Source organism: Actinoplanes sp. NPDC026623 (assembly GCF_040638275.1).
GTDB lineage: Bacteria > Actinomycetota > Actinomycetes > Mycobacteriales > Micromonosporaceae > Actinoplanes.
The window spans coordinates 40,821-63,843 of record NZ_JBEZXZ010000027.1 but is presented as its reverse complement, the minus strand read 5'-3'; the positions used below and the strand labels follow the sequence as shown (position 1 = coordinate 63,843).

Annotated in this window: 23 protein-coding genes and 2 pseudogenes; 16 read left to right on the top strand and 9 right to left on the bottom strand. The window is 72.3% G+C overall.

The window, feature by feature from the left end; genetic code table 11:
• From AB0F10_RS11435 to AB0F10_RS11400, 8 genes and pseudogenes are all read left to right on the top strand, one after another.
• Window positions 1–507 (top strand): annotated as a pseudogene (locus tag AB0F10_RS11435) (glycoside hydrolase family 3 protein); the annotation flags it as partial.
• A 71-nt stretch (window positions 508–578) separates the two neighbouring features.
• Entirely contained in the window at window positions 579–905 is a 327-nt protein-coding gene (locus tag AB0F10_RS11430) for a hypothetical protein (protein ID WP_360622605.1), read from the top strand.
• 57 nt (window positions 906–962) lie between these two features.
• The gene (locus AB0F10_RS11425) at window positions 963–1,781 is read left to right on the top strand and encodes a DUF1206 domain-containing protein (RefSeq protein ID WP_360622603.1); all 819 of its coding nucleotides are present in this window, start codon (window positions 963–965) and stop codon (window positions 1,779–1,781) included.
• A 5-nt stretch (window positions 1,782–1,786) separates the two neighbouring features.
• A complete protein-coding gene (locus tag AB0F10_RS11420; protein WP_360622601.1) occupies window positions 1,787–2,959 on the top strand; it encodes a mechanosensitive ion channel domain-containing protein in 1,173 nt (390 codons plus the stop codon).
• A 73-nt stretch (window positions 2,960–3,032) separates the two neighbouring features.
• Window positions 3,033–3,467 (top strand): phage holin family protein, encoded by a 435-nt coding sequence (locus AB0F10_RS11415; protein WP_360622599.1) that lies wholly within the window; start codon window positions 3,033–3,035, stop codon window positions 3,465–3,467.
• 71 nt (window positions 3,468–3,538) lie between these two features.
• The gene (locus AB0F10_RS11410; protein ID WP_360622597.1) at window positions 3,539–3,826 is read left to right on the top strand and encodes a DUF3618 domain-containing protein; all 288 of its coding nucleotides are present in this window, start codon (window positions 3,539–3,541) and stop codon (window positions 3,824–3,826) included.
• Window positions 3,823–4,095, top strand: coding sequence for a DUF4235 domain-containing protein (locus tag AB0F10_RS11405; protein WP_360622595.1), 273 nt, complete (start codon window positions 3,823–3,825; stop codon window positions 4,093–4,095). The genes AB0F10_RS11410 and AB0F10_RS11405 overlap by 4 nt, the downstream gene beginning before the upstream one ends.
• A gap of 332 nt (window positions 4,096–4,427) precedes the next feature.
• Window positions 4,428–4,631 (top strand): cold-shock protein, encoded by a 204-nt coding sequence (locus tag AB0F10_RS11400; protein WP_011905669.1) that lies wholly within the window; start codon window positions 4,428–4,430, stop codon window positions 4,629–4,631.
• Between the two features lie 102 nt (window positions 4,632–4,733).
• On the opposite strand, the gene AB0F10_RS11395 is transcribed toward AB0F10_RS11400, so the two are convergent.
• Both AB0F10_RS11395 and AB0F10_RS11390 read right to left on the bottom strand, forming a co-directional pair.
• Entirely contained in the window at window positions 4,734–4,940 is a 207-nt protein-coding gene (locus AB0F10_RS11395) for a hypothetical protein (RefSeq protein ID WP_360622593.1), read from the bottom strand.
• Window positions 4,941–4,950: 10 nt separating this feature from the next.
• Entirely contained in the window at window positions 4,951–5,928 is a 978-nt protein-coding gene (locus AB0F10_RS11390) for an aldo/keto reductase (protein WP_360622591.1), read from the bottom strand.
• A gap of 64 nt (window positions 5,929–5,992) precedes the next feature.
• Between AB0F10_RS11390 and AB0F10_RS11385 the strand changes: the two genes are divergently transcribed.
• Window positions 5,993–6,763, top strand: coding sequence for a trans-aconitate 2-methyltransferase (locus AB0F10_RS11385; protein WP_360622589.1), 771 nt, complete (start codon window positions 5,993–5,995; stop codon window positions 6,761–6,763).
• Window positions 6,764–6,786: 23 nt separating this feature from the next.
• Complete coding sequence (locus AB0F10_RS11380) at window positions 6,787–7,809, top strand: adenosine deaminase (protein WP_360622613.1); 1,023 nt, start codon at window positions 6,787–6,789, stop codon at window positions 7,807–7,809.
• A gap of 43 nt (window positions 7,810–7,852) precedes the next feature.
• Here AB0F10_RS11380 and AB0F10_RS11375 read toward each other — a convergent pair whose 3' ends face one another.
• From AB0F10_RS11375 to AB0F10_RS11360, 4 genes are all read right to left on the bottom strand, one after another.
• On the bottom strand, window positions 7,853–8,011 hold the full coding sequence (locus tag AB0F10_RS11375) for a hypothetical protein (RefSeq protein ID WP_360622587.1): 159 nt from the start codon (window positions 8,009–8,011) through the stop codon (window positions 7,853–7,855).
• A 22-nt stretch (window positions 8,012–8,033) separates the two neighbouring features.
• Complete coding sequence (locus tag AB0F10_RS11370) at window positions 8,034–10,235, bottom strand: RICIN domain-containing protein (protein WP_360622585.1); 2,202 nt, start codon at window positions 10,233–10,235, stop codon at window positions 8,034–8,036.
• 242 nt (window positions 10,236–10,477) lie between these two features.
• Window positions 10,478–11,887, bottom strand: a complete 1,410-nt coding sequence (locus tag AB0F10_RS11365; RefSeq protein ID WP_360622611.1) for a HAMP domain-containing sensor histidine kinase — start codon at window positions 11,885–11,887, stop codon at window positions 10,478–10,480.
• Window positions 11,888–11,895: 8 nt separating this feature from the next.
• Window positions 11,896–12,585 carry a response regulator transcription factor gene (locus AB0F10_RS11360; RefSeq protein WP_360622583.1) on the bottom strand — a complete coding sequence of 230 codons (690 nt, stop codon included), beginning with the start codon at window positions 12,583–12,585 and terminating at the stop codon, window positions 11,896–11,898.
• A 90-nt stretch (window positions 12,586–12,675) separates the two neighbouring features.
• Between AB0F10_RS11360 and AB0F10_RS11355 the strand changes: the two are divergent.
• Window positions 12,676–13,460, top strand: a pseudogene (locus tag AB0F10_RS11355) (ADP-ribosylglycohydrolase family protein).
• A 59-nt stretch (window positions 13,461–13,519) separates the two neighbouring features.
• A complete protein-coding gene (thrS, locus tag AB0F10_RS11350) occupies window positions 13,520–15,514 on the top strand; it encodes a threonine--tRNA ligase (RefSeq protein WP_360622581.1) in 1,995 nt (664 codons plus the stop codon).
• 57 nt (window positions 15,515–15,571) lie between these two features.
• Here thrS and AB0F10_RS11345 read toward each other — a convergent pair whose 3' ends face one another.
• Window positions 15,572–16,564, bottom strand: a complete 993-nt coding sequence (locus AB0F10_RS11345; protein WP_360622579.1) for a hypothetical protein — start codon at window positions 16,562–16,564, stop codon at window positions 15,572–15,574.
• A gap of 196 nt (window positions 16,565–16,760) precedes the next feature.
• Here AB0F10_RS11345 and AB0F10_RS11340 point away from each other — a divergent pair, with 196 nt between their 5' ends.
• Window positions 16,761–17,243 carry an HIT domain-containing protein gene (locus AB0F10_RS11340; protein ID WP_360622609.1) on the top strand — a complete coding sequence of 161 codons (483 nt, stop codon included), beginning with the start codon at window positions 16,761–16,763 and terminating at the stop codon, window positions 17,241–17,243.
• On the opposite strand, the gene AB0F10_RS11335 is transcribed toward AB0F10_RS11340, so the two are convergent.
• Window positions 17,240–17,818 (bottom strand): TetR/AcrR family transcriptional regulator, encoded by a 579-nt coding sequence (locus AB0F10_RS11335; protein WP_360622577.1) that lies wholly within the window; start codon window positions 17,816–17,818, stop codon window positions 17,240–17,242. The genes AB0F10_RS11340 and AB0F10_RS11335 overlap by 4 nt on opposite strands.
• Window positions 17,819–17,873: 55 nt before the next feature.
• Between AB0F10_RS11335 and AB0F10_RS11330 the strand changes: the two genes are divergently transcribed.
• Window positions 17,874–19,064, top strand: coding sequence for an FAD-dependent monooxygenase (locus AB0F10_RS11330; RefSeq protein ID WP_360622575.1), 1,191 nt, complete (start codon window positions 17,874–17,876; stop codon window positions 19,062–19,064).
• A gap of 21 nt (window positions 19,065–19,085) precedes the next feature.
• Here the strand turns inward: AB0F10_RS11330 and AB0F10_RS11325 are convergent, their stop codons facing one another.
• A complete protein-coding gene (locus AB0F10_RS11325; protein ID WP_360622573.1) occupies window positions 19,086–21,236 on the bottom strand; it encodes an elongation factor G-like protein EF-G2 in 2,151 nt (716 codons plus the stop codon).
• Window positions 21,237–21,478: 242 nt separating this feature from the next.
• Here AB0F10_RS11325 and pgsA point away from each other — a divergent pair, with 242 nt between their 5' ends.
• Both pgsA and AB0F10_RS11315 read left to right on the top strand, forming a co-directional pair.
• Complete coding sequence (gene pgsA / locus AB0F10_RS11320; protein WP_360622571.1) at window positions 21,479–22,111, top strand: phosphatidylinositol phosphate synthase; 633 nt, start codon at window positions 21,479–21,481, stop codon at window positions 22,109–22,111.
• Window positions 22,108–23,013: a phosphatidylinositol mannoside acyltransferase gene (locus AB0F10_RS11315; RefSeq protein WP_360622569.1), complete on the top strand. Its 906-nt coding sequence runs from the start codon at window positions 22,108–22,110 to the stop codon at window positions 23,011–23,013. Before pgsA ends, AB0F10_RS11315 begins: the two co-directional genes overlap by 4 nt.
• The last annotated feature ends 10 nt before the right edge of the window (window positions 23,014–23,023 follow it).

The following is a 23,023-nucleotide window of genomic DNA, read 5'->3' as shown; positions in this document are numbered from 1 at the left end:
GGCGGCTCGGCCGTCGGCCAGGCCGCCGCCCGCCGCGCGGTCCGGGTCACCGCCGCCGAGGCCGGCCCCGAGCTGCCGCTGACCTGCCCGCCGCACGTGGTCGAGTTCGCGCCGGAGCGCAACATCGCCATCGGGGCCGAGACGCCGTGGGGCGTCGGCGCGCCGCTGAGCACGCTGCTGCCCGGCACGACCTCGGTCCGGCTGACCGAGGTCGAGCTGGCGGGCGTCGCCGACGTCGCGGCACAGATCCTGGCGGGCACGGGCGCCCGCCCGCTGGTGCTCGTCGTGCGGGACGCGCACCGGCACCCGTGGATCGCCGACGCGCTCGAGCGCACCCTCGCCGTACGCCCGGACGCGATCGTGGTGGAGATGGGCGTGCCGGTCGCGATCAGCGGCGGGCTGCACCTGGCCACCTACGGTGCCACCCGGGCCTGCGGCCAGGCGGCCGCCGAGATCCTCGCCGGCGCCTCCGTGCCGCACCCGTCGCGGCAGGCGCTCGCGGCCTGAGCCGCCGGGCCGGCCTCACGGGGCCGGGCACGCCCCCGGCCCCGGTTGGCGGCGGCCCGTACCCTTGATCCGTGACGAACACCGCAGCACGCCGGCTCGCCGCCCTGTTCACCTCCGCAGCACTCGGGCTGACCTTGCTGGCGGGATGCAGCAGCGACAACGTCGACTGCAGCCTCGACCAGTGCACCGTCACGCTCGAGCGCAGCACCAGCGCGAGCGCCAGCGTCCTGGGCGTCGACGCCAAGTTCGTCAGCGCCGACGCCGGCACGGTGACCCTCGAGGTGGCCGGGGAGCAGGTCCAGCTCAGCAAGGGCCAGCAGGCCGTGAACGTCGGCGGCCTGCAGGTCTCGCTGAACAGCGTCACCGCCGACAACGTCAGCTTCGTGGTGTCGCGCTAGTCACCTGGCACGGGCGGCGGGGTTTCAACGATCTCGTCACGGGTCAAACAGGGCCCTATGTCTGCCACCCAGCACGCCCGCGGTTCCGTCTCGCGCGCCGCCGACAGCAAGCCGCTCGAGCTTGTCGCCCGGGGCGGCTTCGTCATGTACGGCATCATTCACCTGCTCTTCGCCTGGCTCGCCCTGCAGGTCGCCTTCGGCAACCCGGCCGAGACCGACCAGTCCGGCGCGATCCAGCACCTCGCCGCGCAGCCGTTCGGCAAGTTCCTCGTCGTCGTCGCCGTCATCGGGATGGTCGGCCTGGCCGTCTGGCAGGTCTTCGAGGCCGTGATCGGTGAGAGCGGCCTGCGGGGCAAGGAGGCGCTCGCCGAGCGGATCGTCTGCGGTTTCCGGGCGGTGCTGTACCTCTACTTCGCCTGGATCGGCATCAAGGTGCTGCAGGGCGCGAACGCCTCGTCGGCCGACAGCCAGGAGCAGAACGCGTCGACCATGATGGACGGCTCCGGAGGCCGCCTGCTCGTCGGGATCATCGGCGTCGTGGTCGCCGCCGTCGGCGTCGGCCTGGTGGTCTACGGCGTGACCGGCAAGTTCGAGAAGCACCTCAACACCCAGCAGATGAGCGCGGCCGTACGCCGGACCACCCGGCGGCTCGGCGTCGCCGGCTACTCCGCCAAGGGCGTCGCGTACACGATCGCCGGCGGCCTGGTCGTGGCCGCGGCGGTCACCTACGACCCGGAGAAGGCGCGCGGTCTGGACGCCGCGCTCAAGCTGCTCGCCGGCCAGCCGTACGGGCCGTGGCTGCTGGGCCTGATGGCGCTGGGCATCGCGGCGTTCGGCATCTACTGCTTCTCGCAGTCGCGCTTCCGCAAGGTGTGATCGGCATGCTCAACGCCCTGCTCGCCGTGGTCATCGCGGCGGGCTCGGCGATCATCCTCGCCGAGATCCTGCACCGGATCGTCAAGCGCCTCGGCCGGCGATCGACCCTGCTGAACGACCTGGCGACGACGGCACACCGGCCTTTCCTCGCCACGCTGACCGCCTTCGCGGTGCAGCAGGCCGTCCGCGGCCTCGCCGGTGACTTCCCGGGCCGCGACAGGGTGCTGCACGGCCTGGTGCTGCTCGTGATCGCCTCGCTCGCCTGGCTCGTCGGCGCCCTCCTGCTGGTGCTGGAGGACGTCGCGCTGGCCCGCTGGCGGGTCGACGTGCCGGACAACCTGCGGGCCCGGCGGCTCAGGACCCAGGTGGTGATGCTGCGCCGGGTCACGGTCGCCGGCATCGTGGTGCTCACCGCCGGAGTCATGCTGATGACCTTCCCCGCGGTGCGCGCCCTCGGCGTGAGCGTGCTGGCCTCGGCCGGCCTGGTCAGCGTGATCGCCGCGCTGGCGGCGCAGAGCACGCTCGGCAACGTGATCGCGGGCCTGCAGCTCGCCTTCAGCGACGCGGTGCGCATCGACGACGTGGTGGTCGTCGAGGGCGAATGGGGCCGCATCGAGGAGATGACGCTGACCTACGTCGCCGTGCAGATCTGGGACGACCGGCGCCTCATCCTGCCCACCTCCTACTTCACCACCAAGCCGTTCCAGAACTGGACCCGTACCGATTCCGCCGTGCTCGGGACCGCCGAGATCGACGTCGACTGGTCCGCGCCGGTCGAGCCGCTGCGCGCCGAGCTCCGCGCGGTCTGCGAGGGCACCGAGCTGTGGGACGGCCGGGTCTGCGTTCTGCAGGTCACCGACGCGGTCGGCGGTATGATCCGGCTGCGGGCACTGGTCAGCGCCGGGGACGCCGGATCGCTGTGGGACCTGCGCTGCCTGGTTCGCGAGCGGCTCGTCGCATGGGTGTTCGAACACCGCAGCGACTCGCTGCCGCGGCTGCGGGCCGACGTGGCGACCGCGGAGCCCTCGGCCGCCATACGGCCCGCCCGGGAGGCCGGGCCGGACGCCCCCGACGACGCCCGGGTCTTCGGCGGCGCGGGCGACGGCGAGGAGCGGGCCGCCACCTTCGGTGGACCCGACGAGCCCGCCAGGGCCTCCACCTCCGGTATGCGGCAGTAATTCTGGACCTCAGTTGCGAGGATTGATCCTGCCCTGTGCAGGGCATACAGCCGTCATTGGGAAGGAGGACACCATGGCCGATGTCCTGAACGGTAGCCCGGTCCGTCCGGTGACCGACCAGTCCACCTCGGAATTGGTGCAGCAGGCGAGCGAGCAGCTCACCCGCCTGGTGAGGGACGAGATCACCCTTGCGAAGGCGGAGTTCGCGGAGAAGGCTAAGCACGCCGGCATCGGTGTGGGCCTGTTCAGCGGGGGAGGGGTGTTCGCGCTCTACGGCGTCGGCACCCTGATCACCACGGTGATCATCGCCCTCGCACTGGTCATGCCCCTGTGGCTCGCCGCACTGATCGTCACGGTGGCGTTGTTTGTCGCGGCCGGCATCCTGGTGTTGCTCGGCAGGCGGCAGGTCAACAAGGCGGTCCCACCGGAGCCGTCGGCCGCCATCGCCAGCGCGAAGGCGGACGTCGACGAGGTCAAGCACGCCATCAAAGCCAGGAGCCGGGTATGAGCGAGCTTGCGAGTAAATCATCAACTCAGCGCCGGACGAGTCATCGCCGGAGCGCCAGCGGAGGCGATGGCATGAGTGTGAACGGATCGGCGGGTGGGCGGCCGGATGTGGCCGCGCTGCGCGAGGAGATCAGGCAGACGCGGGCCGAACTCGGCGAGACCGTTCAGGCGCTCGCGGCCAAGGCCGACGTGAAGGCCCGGGCGAAGGAGCAGGTCGAGCAGACCAAGCAGCGGGCGAGGGCCCAGGTGTACGACGCGTCCGTGAAGGTGCGGCGCAACCCGGTGCCGGTCGTGGCCGCTCTGGTGGCGGGGGCCGCGCTCGTCGGCATCATCCTGATCGTGCGCGGGAGGCGTAAGTGAGTCACATGCTGCGGAAGGTGGCGTACAAGCCCGTCGGGCTGCTGCTCGGTGTCGCGGCCGGCGCGGCGGCGGGCTTCATCTTCAAGGAGGTCTGGAAGCTGGCCTCCGGTGACGACGACGCCCCGAACGCCACGGACGAGGATCGCGGCTGGGGCGAGATCATCGCCGCGGCGGCACTGCAGGGCGCGATCTTCGCGACGGTAAAGGCGCTTGTCGATCGCGGAGGCGCCGCAAGCATCCGCCGCGTCACCGGCGAGTGGCCGGACTGACATAGGCACTCGCATAGACCGTGGCCGCGATGGCATACGGGACTCCGCATAGACCGTGGCCAGGCTGGCGTGCGGACTCTGAATAGATCTCGGTCAAGGCTTCCGGCGCCCGTCTGAGCGCTGCCGGGAGCCTTTTCCGCCCTTGCCGGACCCGACTGGATTCGCTCAGGGGGCAGCTTTCAGGCTGCTTCTTCGGGTACAGTGTGGCCAGTTTTTGCGTAAGTGGTTCAGGGGTTCATCCTTCTGAAAGCCGCCCCCTCGCGGTGCCGCTGCTCGAAAACGACCATCGGCCCCGCATCACCGGGCCGGCATTTTCAGAAGGAGAGTTCAGCATGGCGCAAGGAACCGTGAAGTGGTTCAACGCAGACAAGGGCTTCGGCTTCATCACCGTCGACGGCGGGGGTGCTGACGTGTTCGTCCACTTCTCGGCCATCCAGACGAGCGGCTACCGCACTCTGGAAGAGAACCAGCGGGTCGAGTTCGAGATCGCCCAGGGCCAGAAGGGCCCGCAGGCGGAGCAGGTTCGCCCGCTCTGAGACCAACCTGCCGGCGGCGACGCCGGCTGTCGATCGCCTGGCGGAGATCGGCTTGAGTGACCCCGCATCCTCTCGAGGATGCGGGGTTTCTCTGTAACCGTCCTAGGGTTGCTGCTTGCTCCGTGCCCGGACCCGGACGCCGATGACGATCATCATGAGCCCGACGATCACGACGATCGGCCCGATCACGGCCCAGGCCGTGACGCCGCTCATCGCGCTGCCGCCGAGCAGGTCGAGGCCCTGAGCCGTCCAGAGCCCGCCCACCACCACGGCGAGCAGGCCGGCGGTGAGCCAGGGCCACCCCTTCATCGGTACTCCCTCACCAGCGGTCATGGACCTGCGGCCTGATCAACTCGTCGTAGACGGCCCGGACCGCCTCGTGCGCGTCGGCGCCGAGCGGCGCGAGCGCGGCGGCCGACGCGTTGCCGCGGGCCTGCTCGGGGTTGCGCGCGCCGGGGATGACCACGGTGACGCCGTCCTGGTCGGCGATCCAGCGGAGGGCGAACTGCGCCATGGTCGCGCCCGCCGGCACCAGCGGCCGCAGCCGGCGCACGGCCTCGAGCCCGGTGCCGAAGTCCACACCGGAGAAGGTCTCGCCGACGTCGAAGGCCTCGCCGTGCCGGTTGTAGTTGCGGTGGTCGTCGGCGCCGAAGGTGGTCTGCTCGTCGTAGCGGCCGGAGAGCAGGCCGCTGGCCAGCGGCACCCGGGCGATGATGCCGACGCCGGCCGCCGCGGCGGCCGGCAGCACCCGCTCGAGCGGCTTGAGCCGCAGCGCGTTCAGGATGATCTGGACACTCGCGGTGCCGGGGCGCTCGATCGCCGCGAGGGCCTCGTCGACCCGCTCCACGCTCACGCCGTAGGCCGCGATGCGCTTCTCCTGCACCAGGGTGTCCAGGGCGTCGTAGACCGCGCCGGTGGAGAAGACCGGGGTCGGCGGGCAGTGCAACTGCACCAGGTCGAGGGTGTCGACGCCGAGGTTGGCGCGGGAGCGGTCGGTCCAGGCCCGGAAGTTGTCGAGCGAGTAGTTCTCCGGCTCCTGCGGCATCCGGCGGCCCATCTTGGTCGCCACCGTCAACTGTGGCCGGCCCTTGATGAACCGCCCGATGACCTGCTCGCTGCGGCCGTCGCCGTAGACGTCGGCGGTGTCGATGAAGGTGACACCGGCGTCCACCGCCGCGGCTAGCGTGGCGTGGGCGTCATCCTCGCTGACGGTGCCCCAGTCGGCGCCGAGTTGCCACGCGCCGAGCCCGATGACGCCGACGGTGCGACCCAGCCGTTCGAAGGTGCGATTCTCCACCCCGTGACCCTATCCGCCCGGTGGTACGGTGCAAAAAAGACGTACGTACGGTTTGGAGGCACTCATGTGGGACCCCGCCGTCTATCACCGCTTCGGCAACGAGCGCTCGCGCCCGTTCTTCGACCTGCTCGCCCGGGTCGACGCCGATGAGCCGCGGGCCGTCGCCGATCTCGGCTGCGGATCCGGCGAGCTCACGGCGACCCTCGCGGCGCGCTGGCCGGGCGCCCGGGTCACCGGGCTGGACTCCTCGCCCGAGATGATCGGGAAGGCCCGGAGCCTGGACGCCCCGGTGGAGTACGCCGTCGCCGACCTGCGCGACTGGCGGCCCGCCGCGGACACCGACGTGGTCGTCACCAACGCCGCGCTGCAGTGGGTACCCGGCCACCGCGAGCTGATCCGCCGGTGGGCCGCGGCGCTGCCGCCCGGGGCCCGGTTCGCGATGCAGGTGCCCGGCAACTTCGACGCCCCGTCGCACCGCGCGCTGCGCGACATCGCCCGCGGCGAGCAGTACCGGGCGGCGATCGGCGAGATCGTGCGGGAGGCGCCGGTGGACGATGCGAGCGGCTACGCCGCGCTGCTGACCGACGCCGGCGCGGCCGTCGACGCCTGGGAGACCACCTACGTGCACCTGCTGCCGGAGGCGGGGCGGGAGCACCCGGTGCTGCGCTGGATGGAGGGCACCGCGCTGCGCCCGGTGAGGGCCGCGCTGGACGACACGCGGTGGGCTTGTCTCCGTACCGAGCTCGGCGCCCGGCTGGCGGCGGAATACCCTGCGCGGAACGGGTTTGTGGCGTTCCCGTTCCGCCGGATCTTCGTGGTTGCGACCATCGCCTAGTACAGAGAAATTTGGGGGAGAAGTTGACCGACCTGACCTCGTTCATCGCCGGACTGCCCAAGGCCGAGCTGCACGTGCACCACGTCGGATCCGCCTCGCCGCGCATCGTCGCCGAGCTGGCGGCCCGGCACGAGGGCGCCAGCCCGGTGCCGGCGGATCCCGCGGCGCTCGCCGACTACTTCGCGTTCCGCGACTTCGGCCACTTCATCGAGGTGTACCTCAGCGTGGTCGACCTGATCCGCGACGGCGAGGACGTCCGGATGCTGACCTACGAGGTGGCCCGCGAACTGGCCCGTCAGCAGGTCCGGTACGCGGAGCTGACCATCACGCCGTACTCGCACGTGCGGCGGGGCATCCCGGCGGCGGAGTTCTGCGCGGCCATCGAGGACGCCCGCGCGAGCGCCGCCGCTGACTTCGGGATCGACCTGCGCTGGTGCTTCGACATCCCGGGCGAGGCGGGGCTGCAGGCCGCCGAGGAGACGCTGCGGATCGCGCTCGAGGAACGGCCCGACGGGCTGATCAGTTTCGGGCTCGGCGGACCCGAGGTCGGCGTGCCGCGCCCGCAGTTCAAGCCGTACTTCGACAAGGCCCGCGCGGCCGGGCTGCACAGCGTCCCGCACGCGGGCGAGACCACCGGCCCGGAGACGATCTGGTCCGCTCTGCGCGACCTGGGCGCGGAGCGCATCGGGCACGGCATCTCCGCGGCGGGCGACCCGGAGCTGATGGCCTACCTGGCCGCCAACCAGGTGCCGCTCGAGGTCTGCCCGACCTCGAACGTGCGCACCCGGGCCGTGCCGAGCCTGGAGGAGCACCCGCTGCCGGCTCTGGTCGCGGCGGGGGTGCCGGTGACGATCAACTCCGACGACCCGCCGATGTTCGGCACCACCCTCGAGGAGGAGTACGCCGTCGCCGCGCGGCTGCTCGGCCTCGACGCGTCCGGGGTGGCCGACCTGGCCCGCGCGGCCGTGCGGGCGTCGTTCCTGCCGGCCGGCGGCAAGTCCGCCCTGCTGTCCGAGATCGACGGCTACGCGGCCGGCGCCGCCTGACGACGTAAAAGGGGGGGGTGTCTCGCCGAGACACCCCCTCAGGTCAGAAGCCGGCGTAGAGCGGGTCCTGCCAGACCGCCAGCACCGCGAGGATGCCCAGCGTCAGGATGGTCACCACCCGCACCACCCGGCGCCGGTTGAACCGGCCCGGGTCGTCGTCCGGCTCGAGCTCCGGTTCGGTACGTACGTCCGTGTCCAGCATCGTGACTCCCCTCGCCCGGACTTCAGCCGGGAACCGCCGTCCAACTCTGGTGCCGGGCCTGTTCCGGCCGCTGCAGGACGAGCAGCCGGGCGTCGCCGAAGCGCTGGCTGCCCACGCCGGCGACCAGGTCGCCGACGGTGGTGCGCAGGCTGAATCCGTAGTCCGTGGCGAACAGCGACCACCGGCCGCTGTAGGCGCTCGCGCAGTCGCCCTGCACGAGCGGCATCCCCTCCACCGGGTTGCCGCCCAGCGGCACGACGCACTTGCCGGTGGCCCGTGACATCAGGGAGTAGCCGCCCCCCTCGGCCGGCACGAGCCGCCACTGCTGCTGCGCGTCGCCGTCCACCCCGCCGAGCGCCACCGGCGTGCCGTTCGCGGTGCGGGCCGCGTAAAGGTCGGCCGCGCCGCCGGTCAGCGAGTTAGTCAGCACGAACCACGCGTTCGCCGCCGGCCGGGCCGCGGGCGCCGACTGCGCCGTCGCGCCGGCGGTGTAGCCGTGCGCCGCGCTGCGGATGGTCACCCGGTATTTGGAGTCCGGCCGCAGCCCGATCAGCCGCGCCCGGGTGGCGACCGTGGTCGCGATCTTCACCCCGTCGACCTCCACCTGGTACGTCGCCTTCGGTGCGGCGGCGCCCCAGGTGAGCCGGACGGAGGTGCTGGTCGGCTCGCGTACCTCGAGGAACGCCTGCCCCGGCGCCGCGGCCTGGTCCGTCGGCACGACCACCGGAGGCTCCCCGGCGGGAACCCCCGTCGTCGGCACCGGCCGGCCGGGCCCGGGTCCCGCCGGGCCGGGCGGCGGGCCGTCGCCGCCGCCGTCGGAGGCGTCGCCGCCGCTGGCGCCCGGCACGGGCACGCCCGGCACCGGCGCGACCGGCTTCTTCCCGGCCACGGTGGGTGACGTCGCCCGCGGCTTCGTCGCCGGCTTCGCGGTCGGCAGGGCCGGATTGTCCACGCCGCCGTCGCCGCCGAGCAGGAACTCGCTCTGCGCGACGTTCCAGTTCTTCGCCAGGTAGCTGCCCTTGGCCGGGTCGGTGTTGAAGTAGTCGTCGTGACCGCAGTCGAGGCGGTTCTCGTGTTTCTTCGGGCAGACCGTGCGCAGCTTCTTGCCCGAGCGGTCGCCGGCGCAGAGCAGGTCGTAGTCGTCGGTGCAGCTACCGGCGCCGGTGGCGTTCGGCGAGTCCTGCAGCAGCGCGCCCAGCATCTGGGTCGTCTCCTGCGCGGCGACCACCGAGCTCCAGCAGCCCGCGTCGACCCGGCCGTAGGACGGCCCGCCGTTGTTGCGGTTGCCCAGCCCCGGCCGGTTGTCGGCGACGAACGTGGCGATGCCGCAGTACACGTTGGCGTCCGCGAAGATCAGGTACTTGCGGTCGGTCCGGTTGTAGCCGAGCGTCTTGAGCGCGTCGATGTTGCCGGTGAACGACTCGAGTGCGGCCTCCGGCAACTGCACCTCGGCGACGTCGACCCGGCACTGCGGTGTCGTCACGAAGCGGACGTGCCGGGAGCCGCCGGTCTCGGCCGCGCTCGCGTCGAAGATCTGGTCGACGCCCGCGGACCAGGTGCGCAGCGAGCCGAGGAAGTCGGTGTAGCGGCTCGGCGTGCCGAACTCGTGCAGGTAGAGCACCTGGACCCGCTTGCCGGTCCGGCCGTCGCCCTCGCAGGCCACGTCGTGGTTGCCCATGATGAAGTCGGCCTCGCCGGGCGCGGCGTCCGGGATCAGCGCGGGCGCGCCCGGCGACAGGGAGGTGCCGCCCTGGTCGCGGACGATCTCGGCGTCCGGCGGGACCGCCGCGGCCTCCATCCTCGGCTCCTCCGGCTCCGGCGCCTTCACGGTCACCGGCGGCGCGTCCCGGCCCACCGCGAGCCCGGCCGGTGCGGCCTCGGGGCCGTGCGTGCAGGTCTCCTCGTCGAGCTCGTAGCTGCCCGCGCACAGCGAGCCGGAGCCGGCCGGCACCAGGCCGTCGTAGACCAGGCCCTGGCCGGGGTTGTCGTCCGGCAGGGAGGCATAGGTGATCCGCTCGTGGTCCGCGTCGCCGTCCGGGGCCCAGCCACCGTTGACCACGCTCGGCCCGACCACCCCGCCGATGCCCAGCACCGCGACGCCCAGCAGCACCGGCAGCAGCCGGTGCGAGCGGTGATCCGCGCGACGCCGTCCGCGCTCGGGGGTCGCGCGCCGCCGGTCCGGCGACGGCTCCCCACGCAGCGCGGACTGCCGGTGGCTGGGCAAACCGCCTCCTCGTGCTGCGGGGGCGCGGTGGGAGGGGGTTATGGGGTGACCGCCTCCCACCGCTGGGTGGCTCTCCCGGCCCAAGGTGTGGGGTCGTGCCGTGGGATGCGGGCCGGTAGGCCGGATGGGACCGGAATAGAGCGTGCCAGCCCGGCGTCGCCAGGGGAACGCCTTTAATACAGATCTAAGCATTTGTTGTACCGTCCGGGTGTTTCGCGTGGGCGGTGCGCCGCGGTCGATTCTCACGTCTCGTCCGTGCGCTGATGCGGCCACTTGCGCCTCACCGGATCGCGTTCCCGGGCCAGCCGGCCGACCAGCCCGAAGCGGCTCGCCTGCTTCGGCGAGGCCTCGGCGTCGGCCAACAGCATCACCACGCTGGCGCCGCCCAGCGCGGCCCGGTCGATGCTCACCGAGCCGCCGGTCACCTGCGCGGCCCGCAGGGCGATGTCCAGGCCCAGGCCGGTCGAGCCCTGCTCGCTCTCGCCGCGGCGCAGGGCCTTCTCCGGGTCGTCGATGCCCGAACCGGCGTCGTCCACCCGGACCGCCACCCAGCCGTCGCGGCGGCTGATGCCCACCTCGAAGGCGGTGCCCTGCGGCGTGTAGCGGAACACGTTGCCGAGCACGGCGTCGAGCGCCGCGGCGAGCTCGGCCCGCGCCACCGGCACCGGGATGCGCAGGTGCGCGCCGACCACCCGGTACTGCCGGTCCTGGTCGCCGGCGAGCGCCGACCAGAAGACCATCCGGTCGCGGACCACCTCGCTCGCGTCGCAGACGCCCTCCTCGGGCGCGGCGACCTGGGCGGCGACGGCCTGCCGGGTGGTGTTGATCAGCTGGTCGACCTCGCCCTCGAGGGTGACGATCGCCTGCCGGATGCGCCGTATTCCGCGCCGGCGGTCCAGCTCGGCGGCGGAGTACTCGCCGATGTGGGTGTCGTCGGGGTCCAGCGCCTCGGCGTCCAGGCGCAGCACCGTCAGCGGCGTGCGGAGCCGGTGCGAGAGGTCGGCCACCAGCTCCCGCTCGCTGGTGCGCGACGTGACCAGCCGGTCGGCCATCCGGTTGAACGCGTAGCCGGCCTCGGCCAGCTCGCGGGGGCCGGACGGGTGGATGCGCACGCCCAGGTCGCCGCCGCCGACGGCCATCGCCGCGTGCACCAGGTTGCGCACCGACGCGACGGCGCCGCGGGCCAGCCGGTCCACCACTATGACCGAGCCGATGACCAGGCCGAACATGATGCCGAGCAGGATCCACAGGTCGCGGGTGGTGCCCGCGCTCAGCTCCGCGTCGCTGACGAAGACCTCGACGATCGACGTCTTGTCGCCGACCCGGGCCGGCTCCAGCACCACCAGGCCGCCGTCCACATCGATCACGACGGGCTCGGTGCCCTTGGCGGCGTCGAGAACGTCGTCGGCGCCGGCGCGGGTGTTGCTGGTCGCGCCCGGCGGGTGCACGATCAGCCCGCCGCCCTCGCCCGCGACGGCGGCGTCGAGCGCCTTGCGGTTCGCGCCGGAGACGACGGCGCCCGCGATCTTGGCACTGCGCTGCTCTGCGGCGGAGATGGCCTGTTCGCGGTGGTCCTGACGCAGCTCCCAGCCCAGCGGGACGAGGAACGCGAGTGCGGCGATGGTGGTGGTGGCGGCGCTGACATAGGCCAGCCGCGCCCTCAGTCCGGCGCCACCAACCGGAATCCGACCCCCCGCACGGTGCGCAGGTAGCGAGGCTTCGCCGCGGACTCGCCCAGTTTCCGACGTAGCCAGTACAGATGCACGTCGATCGTCTGGTCCTCGCCGACTGACGGCTGTCGCCATACCTCCTCCAACAGCTCACGACGCGAGACGACCCGGCCCGGGCGGGCGGCCAGGTAAGCCAGCAGGTCGAATTCCTTGCGGGTCAGTGCCAGCGGCTGCTCCGCCAGGCTGGCGCTGCGTTCGCCGACGTCCACCCGCAGCTCGCCGACCTCGTGCACGGCGGGCTGGGTGGTCCGGCTGGCCCGGCCGACGCGGCGCAGCACCGTGGTGATCCGCGCGTCGAGGTGGGCGCCGGTGAACGGCTTGACCATGTAGTCGTCGGCGCCGGCCCGGAGCAGGCGCACGACCGTCTGCTCGTCGTCACGCGCCGTAGCGATGATGATCGGAATGTCGGTGATGCCGCGCAGCATCCGCAGCGCGTCCGACCCGTCCAGGTCGGGCAGTCCGAGATCGAGCACCACCAGGTCCGGGGTCTCCGCGGCGACCCGGCGCAGGGCGTCCAGCGCCGTGCCGACGGCGTGCACGGCGTGCCCCCGGTCAGACAGCGACCGGAGCATCGCACCGCGCACGACGTGGTCGTCCTCGACGAGCAACACCGTGGCCATGCGAAGAAGGTACTGCCCTTGGCAAGCCACGCCGAATCCGTCATTGAGAGGCAACGATCAAACACGGAGAGTAGTCATTTCGGGGGCGGTATGGTTCGGGCACCGATGACTATCACCCTTAAATCCGACGTCCGTCTTGCCCTCGCCGCCGACAGCCTGACCGGCCTGTCCGTGGGCGACGCCCTTGGCGCCCAGTATTTCGTCCCCGGCAACGTCGCCGCGGATCTCGCCGGCGGCAGGCTTCCCGCACCGCCCTGGCCCTGGACCGACGACACCGAGGAAGCCTGCTGCCTCGTCGCCGTCCTGACCGACAGTGAGGCCTTCGACCTCGACCGGGACCGCTTCGCCGGCCTGCTCGGCACCCATTTCGACGCCTACCGCGGCTACGGGCCGGGCGCCGTGGTGATGCTCCGGCAGATCCGCGAGGGCACGCCGTGGCGGCGTCGCTGGCCGCCGCGGCCCGGCTGGACGGCCGCCGCCCGGACCCGGAGCGGTTGCTGAGCGCGGTGGCCGACCGGGTCGCACCGGGGCAGGTGCGCGACGGCCTGCGCCGCGCCGTGCGGATCGCCGACGCCGGCGAGGCCGCGTACGAGCTGGGCACCGGCAGCCGAGCGATGGCGCAGGACTCGGTGCCGTTCGCCGTCTGGGTCGCCGCGCACCACCTCGGCGACTATCCGGCCGCGATCACCGCGTGCGTGGCCGGCGGCGGGGACGTCGACACCACCGCCGCGATGGCCGGCGGCGTCGTCGGCGCGTACACGGGGACCGATTCCGGCGGGCCGGGGGAGCGCGCCGTGGTGGCCGGGATTCCGGCCGCCTGGCTGGCCGCCCGCGAGCCGTTGCCGAATTGGGTGGCCGCGTCGCGCGAAGGGTGAGCAAATGGACCTACTAGCATCGTTGTCGACCCCGCATTTCCAGTGAATGGAGAATCACCGTGTCTGCACCCCGTACCCAAGCCGTGGCCGACGCCCTAGTCGTCCCGGCCGGGACCACGGCGGCCGACGCGGTGGCCGCCGCCGGCCTGCCCGCCGCCGGGCCGAAGGCGATCGTCGTCGTGCGCGATCCGGCCGGCCGGCTGCGCGACCTGAACTGGGCGCCGGAGCTCGACACCGAGGTCACCCCGGTGCCGCTCGACTCGCCCGACGGGCTCAACGTGCTGCGCCACTCGACCGCGCACGTGCTCGCCCAGGCCGTGCAGGACATCTTCCCGGAGGCGAAGCTCGGCATCGGGCCGCCGATCGAAAACGGCTTCTACTACGACTTCGACGTGGCCAAGCCGTTCGTGCCGGAGGACCTGGCGAAGCTCGAGAAGCGGATGCAGGAGATCGTCAAGTCCGGCCAGACCTTCCGCCGCCGCGAGTACGGCTCGCTGGACGAGGCCAAGGCCGAGCTCGCCGGCGAGCCCTTCAAGCTCGAGCTGGTGGACATCAAGGGCGACGTCGACGACGCCGAGGTGATGGAGGTCGGCGGCGGCGAGCTGACCCATTACGACAACATCGACAAGGACGGCAAGCGCGTCTGGGGCGACCTGTGCCGCGGCCCGCACCTGCCCAGCACCCGGCTGATCGGCGCGTTCAAGCTGATGCGCAGCGCCGCCGCGTACTGGCGGGGCAGCGAGAAGAACCCGCAGCTGCAGCGGATCTACGGCACCGCGTGGCCGACCCGCGACGAGCTGAAGGCGTACCAGAAGGTGCTCGAGGAGGCCGCCCGCCGCGACCACCGCAAGCTCGGCGCCGACCTCGACCTGTTCTCCTTCCCCGAGGAGCTGGGCTCCGGCCTGCCGTTGTTCCACCCGAAGGGCGGCATCATCCGCCGCGAGATGGAGAACTACTCGCGGATCAAGCACGAGGAGGCCGGCTACTCCTTCGTGAACACCCCGCACATCACCAAGGGGAACCTGTTCGAGACCTCCGGGCACCTCGACTGGTACGCGGACGGCATGTTCCCGCCCATGGAGATGGAGGGCGCGAACTACTACCTCAAGCCGATGAACTGCCCGTTCCACGACCTGATCTTCCGGTCCCGGGGCCGGTCCTACCGCGAGCTGCCGCTGCGGATGTTCGAGTTCGGCACCGTCTACCGCTACGAGAAGTCCGGCGTGGTGCACGGCCTCACCCGGGTGCGCGGCATGACCCAGGACGACGCGCACATCTTCTGCGCTGAGGACCAGCTCGAGACCGAGCTGACCTCGCTGCTCACCTTCGTGCTGGAGCTGCTCAAGGACTACGGCCTGGACGACTTCTACCTGGAGCTGTCCACCCGCAACCCGGAGAAGTCGGTCGGCTCGGAGGAGAACTGGGAGGTGGCCACCGAGACCCTGCGCCGGGTCGCCACCGAGTCCGGCCTGGACCTGGTGCCGGACCCGGGCGGCGCGGCGTTCTACGGCCCGAAGATCAGCGTCCAGGTCAAGGACGCGATCGGCCGGACCTGGCAGATGTCGACCATCCAGCTCGACTTCAACCTGCCGGAGCGCTTCGAGCTCGAGTACTCGGCGGCGGACGGCACCCGCAAGCGGCCCATCATGATCCACCGGGCGCTGTTCGGCTCGATCGAGCGCTTCTTCGGCGTGCTCACCGAGCACTACGCGGGCGCCTTCCCGGCGTGGCTCGCGCCGGTGCAGGTGGTGGGCATCCCGATCCGCGACGACCACGCCGACTACCTGGGCGAGTTCGTGGCCCGGCTCAAGAAGGAGGGCATCCGCGCGGAGGTCGACCACTCCGACGACCGGATGCAGAAGAAGATCCGCACCGCGCAGCAGCAGAAGATCCCGTTCATGGCGATCGCCGGCGACGACGACGTGAACGGCGGGACCGTCTCGTTCCGCTACCGCGACGGGTCGCAGCGCAACGGGGTGCCGCTGGACGAGGCGGTGGCGCACGTCGTCGAGGTCGTGCGCTCGCGGGTCAACGCCGGGCCGTCCGCGGCCTGACAGAACGCGAGTACGGGGAGTGCGGGCGGGCCCGCACTCCCCGTACTTTTCGGCGGATCAGCTCAGCGGGGGGATCCAGGAGTCCGGGTCGGTGCAGTCGCCGATGGTCATCTGCTCGACCAGCAGGTCCAGTTCGGCGCGCGGCAGCGCCGTGTCGATGGTGACGACGCAGCGTTCCGCCTGGACGGTTTGCCGCTTGCCCTCGTCGTACCAGGCGGGGAGCCCGGCGCTCTTCGTCGCTCCCGTCAGCGTGGCGCGGCGCTTGTCCCAGGCGCCGTCGCGGGGTGCGATGAGGACGGTGACGTCAAGCCCCGCCGGGACCTGGGCGTAGACGCCCGCGCCCGACGGACGGCGGGCGGGTGCGCTCAGGCCGAGCGCCGACGGCCGCCGGTCGATCTGCTGGTCGGGGGAGCGCACATAAGTCAGTTGCAACCCGGCCGGCAGGCGGGAGCCGAGGCGCAGCGGCATCCGCAGGTCGCGGGGCGGCCCGATCCGGACGGCGGCGGCCAGCCGGAGCAGGTCCTCGCGGTCGACGGCCGCGCCGCCGGTGGCGCGGGCCGGGTCGGCGTAGGCGACCACCCACACGCCGGACGGGTCCGGTCGGCCCACCGCCGGCGTCCGCCAGGGTTTCGCGTCGCCGGCGGTGTGCTCGGGGAAGACGAAGGCCGGCAGGTAGAACGCGTCGTTGACCGGCTCGCCGGCGCGGAACTGGCCCTCGTCCAGGGTGCCCGGCGGGAACGCGGTCACCTCGCCGCCGTAGACGCCGTCCCGCCTGCCGCTGAAGGCCAGGTCCTGCACGGTCAGGTTCTGCCGCCGGCCGTCGGTGACCCCGGCGGTCACCAGGTAGCCCGCCTTGGCGTCGAGGTCGAGCGTCACCTGCCAGGGCCGGGGCCCGGCTTCCGCGGCCGCCGGGGGTTCCGCGACCGGGTCGTCGCTGCCGCCCATCCAGATCACCGCGATCGTGATCACCGCGGCGCAGACGACGAGCGCCGCCACCGCGAGTGTCGTCGGCGAGACGTCTCGCCGGTTCTGGGAATGCGTCCCACGCATGGTTGCCCACCTCGCATCGATCGCCGCCACTCTATGGCGAACGTCGATGTCCGCGCGCGCGGGCGCGCCGACGCTTACCCGGCCCGGCACGGGTCTCCATGATCGTTACGGCATCCCCTAGGGTGGGAGGGTGAGCGACGGTGGGGAAGGTGTCGGGGAGTCGGACGGCCTCGACCGCCTCTGGACGCCGCACCGGATGGCATACATCTCGGGTGAGGGGCGCCCCGAGGGCGGCTACGAGAAGCCGGCGGGTTGCCCGTTCTGCCTCGCGCCGGGCCTGCCCGAGAGCGGGAGCCTGGTGGTGGCGCGCGGCGAGCTGGTGTTCGCGGTGCTCAATCTCTACCCCTACAACCCCGGGCACCTGCTGATCTGCCCGTATCGGCACGTCGCCGACTACACCGAGCTGACCGAGGCGGAGACCGCCGAGGTGGCCGCGTTCACCCGGCGGGCGATGCAGGCGATCCGGCAGGCGAGCAGCCCGCACGGCTTCAACCTGGGCATGAACCAGGGCTCGGTGGCCGGCGCCGGCATCGCCGCGCACCTGCACCAGCACGTGGTGCCGCGCTGGGGCGGCGACGGCAACTTCATGCCGGTCATCGGGCGCACCAAGGTGCTGCCGCAACTGCTCGGCGACACCCGCGCGCTGCTCGTGAAGGCCTGGGCCGAGGCGGCGGGCTAGGCGCTGCCGGGGATCGCGGACAGCGCGCGGATCCCGGCGGCGATCTGCTCGGCCGACGGCGCGTGCTCCGGGTCGGTCAGCCACTGGGTCATCACGCCCGACATCAGCGCCATCGACACGGCGCCGACCGTGCGTACCGTCGGCTCGTCGAGGGTCTGCTCGTCGCGGGCGGTGAGCAGCGCGGCCAGGCCGCGCCGGCCCTGCTCCATGCCGGCGGCGATCTGGGCCTTGAGCTCGGCGGAGTGCTCGCTCTGCAGCATCGCCTCGACGCTGGCCAGCCAGAGCGCGCGGTGGGTGCCGAGGGTGCCGAGGACCCGCCGCCAGTAGCGCACCAGCGGGTCGTCCGACTCGTCGGCGGTCTCGGTGGCCAGGGCCATCCCGATGGCGTCGCCCCAGTCCTCGATCGAGCTCAGCATCGCCGCGTTCATCAGGGCCTGCGTCGAGCCGTAGTGGTAGCCGATCGAGCCCAGGTTGGTGCCGGAGGCCGCGACGATGTCCCGGGCCGTGGTGCGCGCGTAGCCCTTTTCGTGCAGGCAGCGCTTGGCTCCGGTGAGCAGGTCTTCGCGGTGTCCCATGGTCGACCATCCTAAGTTCTATACAAACGTGTAAGACGTTTGTATAGTAACTCGCATGACGAATCGCGAGGTACTGATCTCCGGCGCCGGCCTCGCCGGCCCCGCCCTGGCACACCAGCTGGTCCGGCACGGCTTCGCGCCCACGGTCGTCGAGCGGGCGCCGGCCCTTCGCGACGGCGGCTACAAGGTGGACGTCCGCGGCGCCGCCACCGAGGTGCTCAAGCGGATGGGCCTGTTCGAGGCCGCCCGCGCCGCGCACACCGGCATGCGGCACGTCACCTACGTGCGGCGCGACGGCCGGCGGATCGCCCGGCTCGACGCCGACCTGCTGATGGGCCGGCGCAACGACGACCTCGAGGTCATGCGCACCGACCTCACCCGGATCCTGTACGACGCGACCGCCGGCGACGTCGAATACGTCTTCGGCGACTCGATCGCCACGATGAACGAGGTCCCCGACGGCGTCGACGTGACCTTCGACAGCGGCGTCGTCCGGCGCTTCGGCCTGGTCGTCGGCGCGGACGGGCTGCGCTCGGCCACCCGCCGGGCGGTCATGGGCGACGTGCCGCTGCGCCACCTGGGCGCGCACATCGCGATCTTCGACGCCCCCAACGACCTGGGTCTCGACCGCGAGGAGGTCTTCTACACCGAGCCCGGCCGGATGGTCTTCGCCTACAGCACCGGCCCGTCGGCCCCGGCCAAGGTGGGGCTGGTGTTCGGCTCGGAGTCGCCGGTGCTGGACCGGTCGGTGCTCGCGGAGCGGTTCGCCGGGCTGGGCTGGCAGGTGCCGCGCCTGCTCGAGGCGCTGCGCGCCGCCGACGACGTCTACTTCGACTCGATGGGCCAGGTCGAGCTGCCGCGCTGGTCCGCCGGCCGGGTCGTCCTGCTCGGCGACGCGGCCTACTGCCCGTCACCGGCGGCCGGGCAGGGCACGAGCATGGCGCTGGTCGGGGCGTACGTGCTGGCCGGGGAGCTGGCGGCGGCCGCGGGCGAGCACCGGACCGCCTTCGAGCGGTACGAGTCGGTGCTGCGGCCGTACGTGGAACAGAATCTCGCCTTCGGCCGCAAGATGGCCGGCGACATGGTTCCCGGCGGCCGGCTGTCGCTGGCCGTGCGCAACTACGGGATGCGGACGCTGAAGTACCACCCGCTCAAGCGTCAGCTCATCGAGCGGATCACCCGTCCGCTGCACGTGGCGGCCAACGCCATCGAGCTGCCTTCCTACCCGATGGCGCCGGCCGTCTGAGCACGCGTGCTCCGCGCGGAATCACCTGGCGGCGTGCTCCTTGCGGACCGCGTCGGCCAGGTGGGCGGGCATCGGCTCGTGCCGGGCGTAGGTGCGGGTGAAGGTGCCCGAGCCCGAGCTCAGGGCCCGCAGCTCGACGGCGTAGCGGATCAGCTCGGTGGCGGGAACCTCGGCCCGGACCAGGCTGTGGTCGCCGTTCTCGTCGGCCTCGGTGCCCAGCGGCCGGCCGCGGCGGCCGGACAGGTCGCTCATCACCGCGCCGACATAGGTGTCCGGCACCCGCACCACGATCTCGTCCACCGGCTCGAGCAGCGAGACCTGGCCCTGCTCGGCCGCGGTGCGCAGGGCCAGCGCCCCGGCGGTCTGGAACGCCGCGTCGGAGGAGTCGACGCTGTGCGCCTTGCCGTCGACGAGCGTCACCCGCAGGTCGACGACGGGGTACCCGGCGACGATGCCTCGCTCGAGCTGCGCACGCACGCCCTTCTCCACCGACGGGATGTAGTTGTGCGGCACCGCGCCGCCCACCACCCGGTCCACGAACTCGAACCCGGAGCCGCGGGGCAGCGGCTCGACCTCGATGGTGCAGACCGCGTACTGGCCGTGCCCGCCGGACTGCTTGACGTGCCGGCCCTGCGCCTTCGCGGACGCGCTGAAGGTCTCGCGCAGCGAGACCTTCACCGGCTCGGTGTCCAGCTCGACACCGCCCGAGCGGAGCCGGTCCAGGACGACGTCGGCGTGCGACTCGCCCATGCACCAGAGCACCAGCTGGTGGGTGTCCGGGTTGCGTTCCAGGCGCAGCGTCGGGTCGCCGGCGACGAGCCGGGCCAGGTTCTTGGCCAGGGCGTCCTCGTCCGAGCGGGACTTCGCCACGACCGCGATCGGCAGCAGCGGCTCGGGCATCGTCCAGGGCTCCATCAGCAGCGGCCGGTCCTTGCCGGAGATGGTGTCGCCGGTCTCGGCGCTGCCGGACTTGGTGATCGCGCAGATGTCGCCGGCCACGCAGGACGCGACCTCGTGCACCTGGGAGCCGAGCGGGGTATAGATGTGCGCGATGCGCTCGTCGGCGTCGTGGTCGGCGTGGCCGCGCGCGGCCAGGCCGTGCCCGGAGACGTGCACGGTCAGCTCGGGGCGCAGCGTGCCGGAGAAGACCCGGACGAGCGAGACCCGGCCGACGTGCCGGTCGATCGTCGTCTTGACCACCTCGGCCACCAGGGGGCCGTCCGGGTCGCAGGTGAGCGGCGGGCGCGGGCTGCCGTCGACGCCGGTGACCACGGGCAGCTCGTGCTCCAGCGGCGACGGCGCGCCGTTGACCAGGCCGTCCAGCAGGGCGTCGAGCCCGACCCCGGTCGCCGCGCAGACCGGGATGACCGGGTAGAAGTTGCCCCGGGCCACGGCCTTCTCGAGGTCCGGGACGAGCGTGTCGGTGCTGATCAGCTCGCCCGCCACGTACCGGTCCATCAGGGTCTCGTCCTCGCTCTCGGCGATGATCGCCTCGATGAGCAGGTCGCGGTCGTCCTTGATCGGGGTCATGTGCTCGCGCTCGGCGTCGCGGGAGCGCGGCGGATAGCCGGCCGAGTAGTCCAGCACCCGCAGGGTGACCAGCCCGAGCAGGCCCGCGACGGACTGACCGTCGTCGCCGAGCATCGGCTGGTAGATGGGCATGACGTTCTCGCCGAACGCCTCCTGGCAGTCCTGCAGGGTGCCCTCGTAGTCGGCGCGCGGGTGGTCCAGCCGGGTGATCGTCACGGCCCGGGGCATGCCGATGGCGGCACACTCCTCCCAGAGCGCGACGGTGGCCTCGTCCACGCCGTCGACGGCCGACACCACGAAGACGGCGGCGTCCGCCGCGCGCAGGCCGGCCCGGAGCTCGCCGACGAAGTCGGCGTAGCCGGGGGTGTCGAGCAGATTGATCTTCACGCCGTCGTGCACCAGCGGCGCGCACGAGAGCGAGACGGACCGCTGCTGGCGTACGGCGGCCGGGTCGTGGTCGGTGACCGTGGTGCCATCCACCACCGAACCCGCGCGCGAGATCGTGCCGGTCGCGGCGAGCAGTGCCTCGATCAGCGTCGTCTTGCCCGCGCCGGAGTGGCCTACCAGCACCACGTTGCGTACTCTGCCGGGCTCGGTCACCACCGCTGCGGTGAGCCCCTTCTCCTGGATCTTTTGCGTCATGGTGTGACGCCCTCCTGTCGGCAGCCGGTCGGCGCCCATTCTCCCGGACCCGGCACACGGCCGGATTTCGGGCGGGCAGCCCTCAGTGTTCCCTGGCTGTTACGTCCCCGTCCTTGGATCTGACACCCAGCGCGTCACCGCCGCAACCCTTTGTAGTCCCCAACCGGGCTTTCATGACGATCCGGCGACGCGTGACGCAGGCCGTACCCCTCGCGGTCGGGCGCCGTTATGGTGGGACGGCCATGGCAAAGATCGTCAGCGTGCCTGCTCGCGCCCTCGTGTCGTACGTCCTCAATCCCGTCGCCCGCTTCCTGCTTCGCATCGGCGTCACCCCCAACGCGGTAACAGTCGCCGGCACCGTGGGCGTCCTGATCGGCGCGCTGGGCTTCGGCGCGCGCGGCGAACTCTTCTGGGGCACGGTGATCGTCACCGCGTTCGCGCTCACCGACGCCCTCGACGGGACGATGGCCCGGATGCGCGGCCCGTCCGGCAAGTTCGGTGCCCTGCTCGACTCGTCGATGGACCGGATCGCCGACGCCGCCGTGTTCGGCGCCGTCGCCTACTACCTGGCCGGCCTCGGCAATCCCTACGGCGGCCTGGTCGCCGCGCTGATCTGCCTCGCCGCCGGACAGGTCGTCTCCTACGTCAAGGCCCGCGCGCAGAGCCTCGGGCTGGACGCGGACGTCGGCATCGCCGAGCGCCTCGAGCGGCTGCTCATCGTCGGCGTCGGCGGCCTGCTCGGCGCCGCCGGCCTGGAGTGGGGTCTGCCGGCCGCGCTATGGTTCCTGGCCGTGCTCTCACTCATCACCGTCCTGCAGCGGCTGATACACGCCGCCAAATCGGACGAAGCCCCCGTTCCCGGTGACGCCGCGTGAGCTCGCGGCGTGATCAGCTGACCGAGCTGGGCTACGCCGCCGGCTGGCGGCTGGCCCGGATGCTGCCGCTGCCGGCGGCCCGCGCCCTCTTCAACGCCGGCGCCGACCGGGCGGCCCGGGGCAACGGCCCGGGCACCCAGCGGCTGCGCCGCAACCTGCGCACGGTGGTCGGCCCCGACCTGCCGGAGGCCGCGCTGGACGAGCTGGTCCGCGCGGGCCTGCGCTCCTACGCGCGGTACTGGATGGAGGCCTTCCGGCTGCCCTCGCAGAGCAGGCAGGACTTCCTCACCGACTTCCACCTGCAGGACGCCGACGAGCTGAACGCGGTGCTGAAGGAGGGCAACGGCGCCATCCTCGCGCTGCCGCACGTCGGCAACTGGGACGCGGCGGCCGCCTGGGTCGTCTCCAACGGCTGGAAGCTGGTCACCGTCGCCGAGCGGCTCAAGCCCGAGGAGCTGTACAAGCGCTTCCTCGCGTACCGGGAGAAGCTCGGCATGGAGGTGGTCCCGCTCACCGGCGGTGACCGCGCGCCGCTGGACGTGCTCGCCGAGAAGGCAACCGAGGGTTACGCGGTGGCTTTGCTCGCCGACCGCGACCTGTCCGCGCGCGGCGTCGAGGTGCGGTTCTTCGGCGGCCGCACCCGGATGCCGCCCGGCCCGGCGCTGCTGGCGCTGCGGACCGGCGCGCCGCTCTACGCGGTCGACCTGTGGTTCACCCCGACCCAGACGGTCGGGAAGATGCGCCGCATCGAGCTGCCGGAGCTGTCCGAGGGCGCGCTCGACCGCCGGGTCCAGCTGACCACCCAGCGGATGGCCGACGCGTTCGCGCTCGGCATCGCCGACCATCCCCAGGACTGGCACATGCTGCAGAAGATGTGGCTCGACCAGAAACCCCGGGACTGAGGGGCGGGGC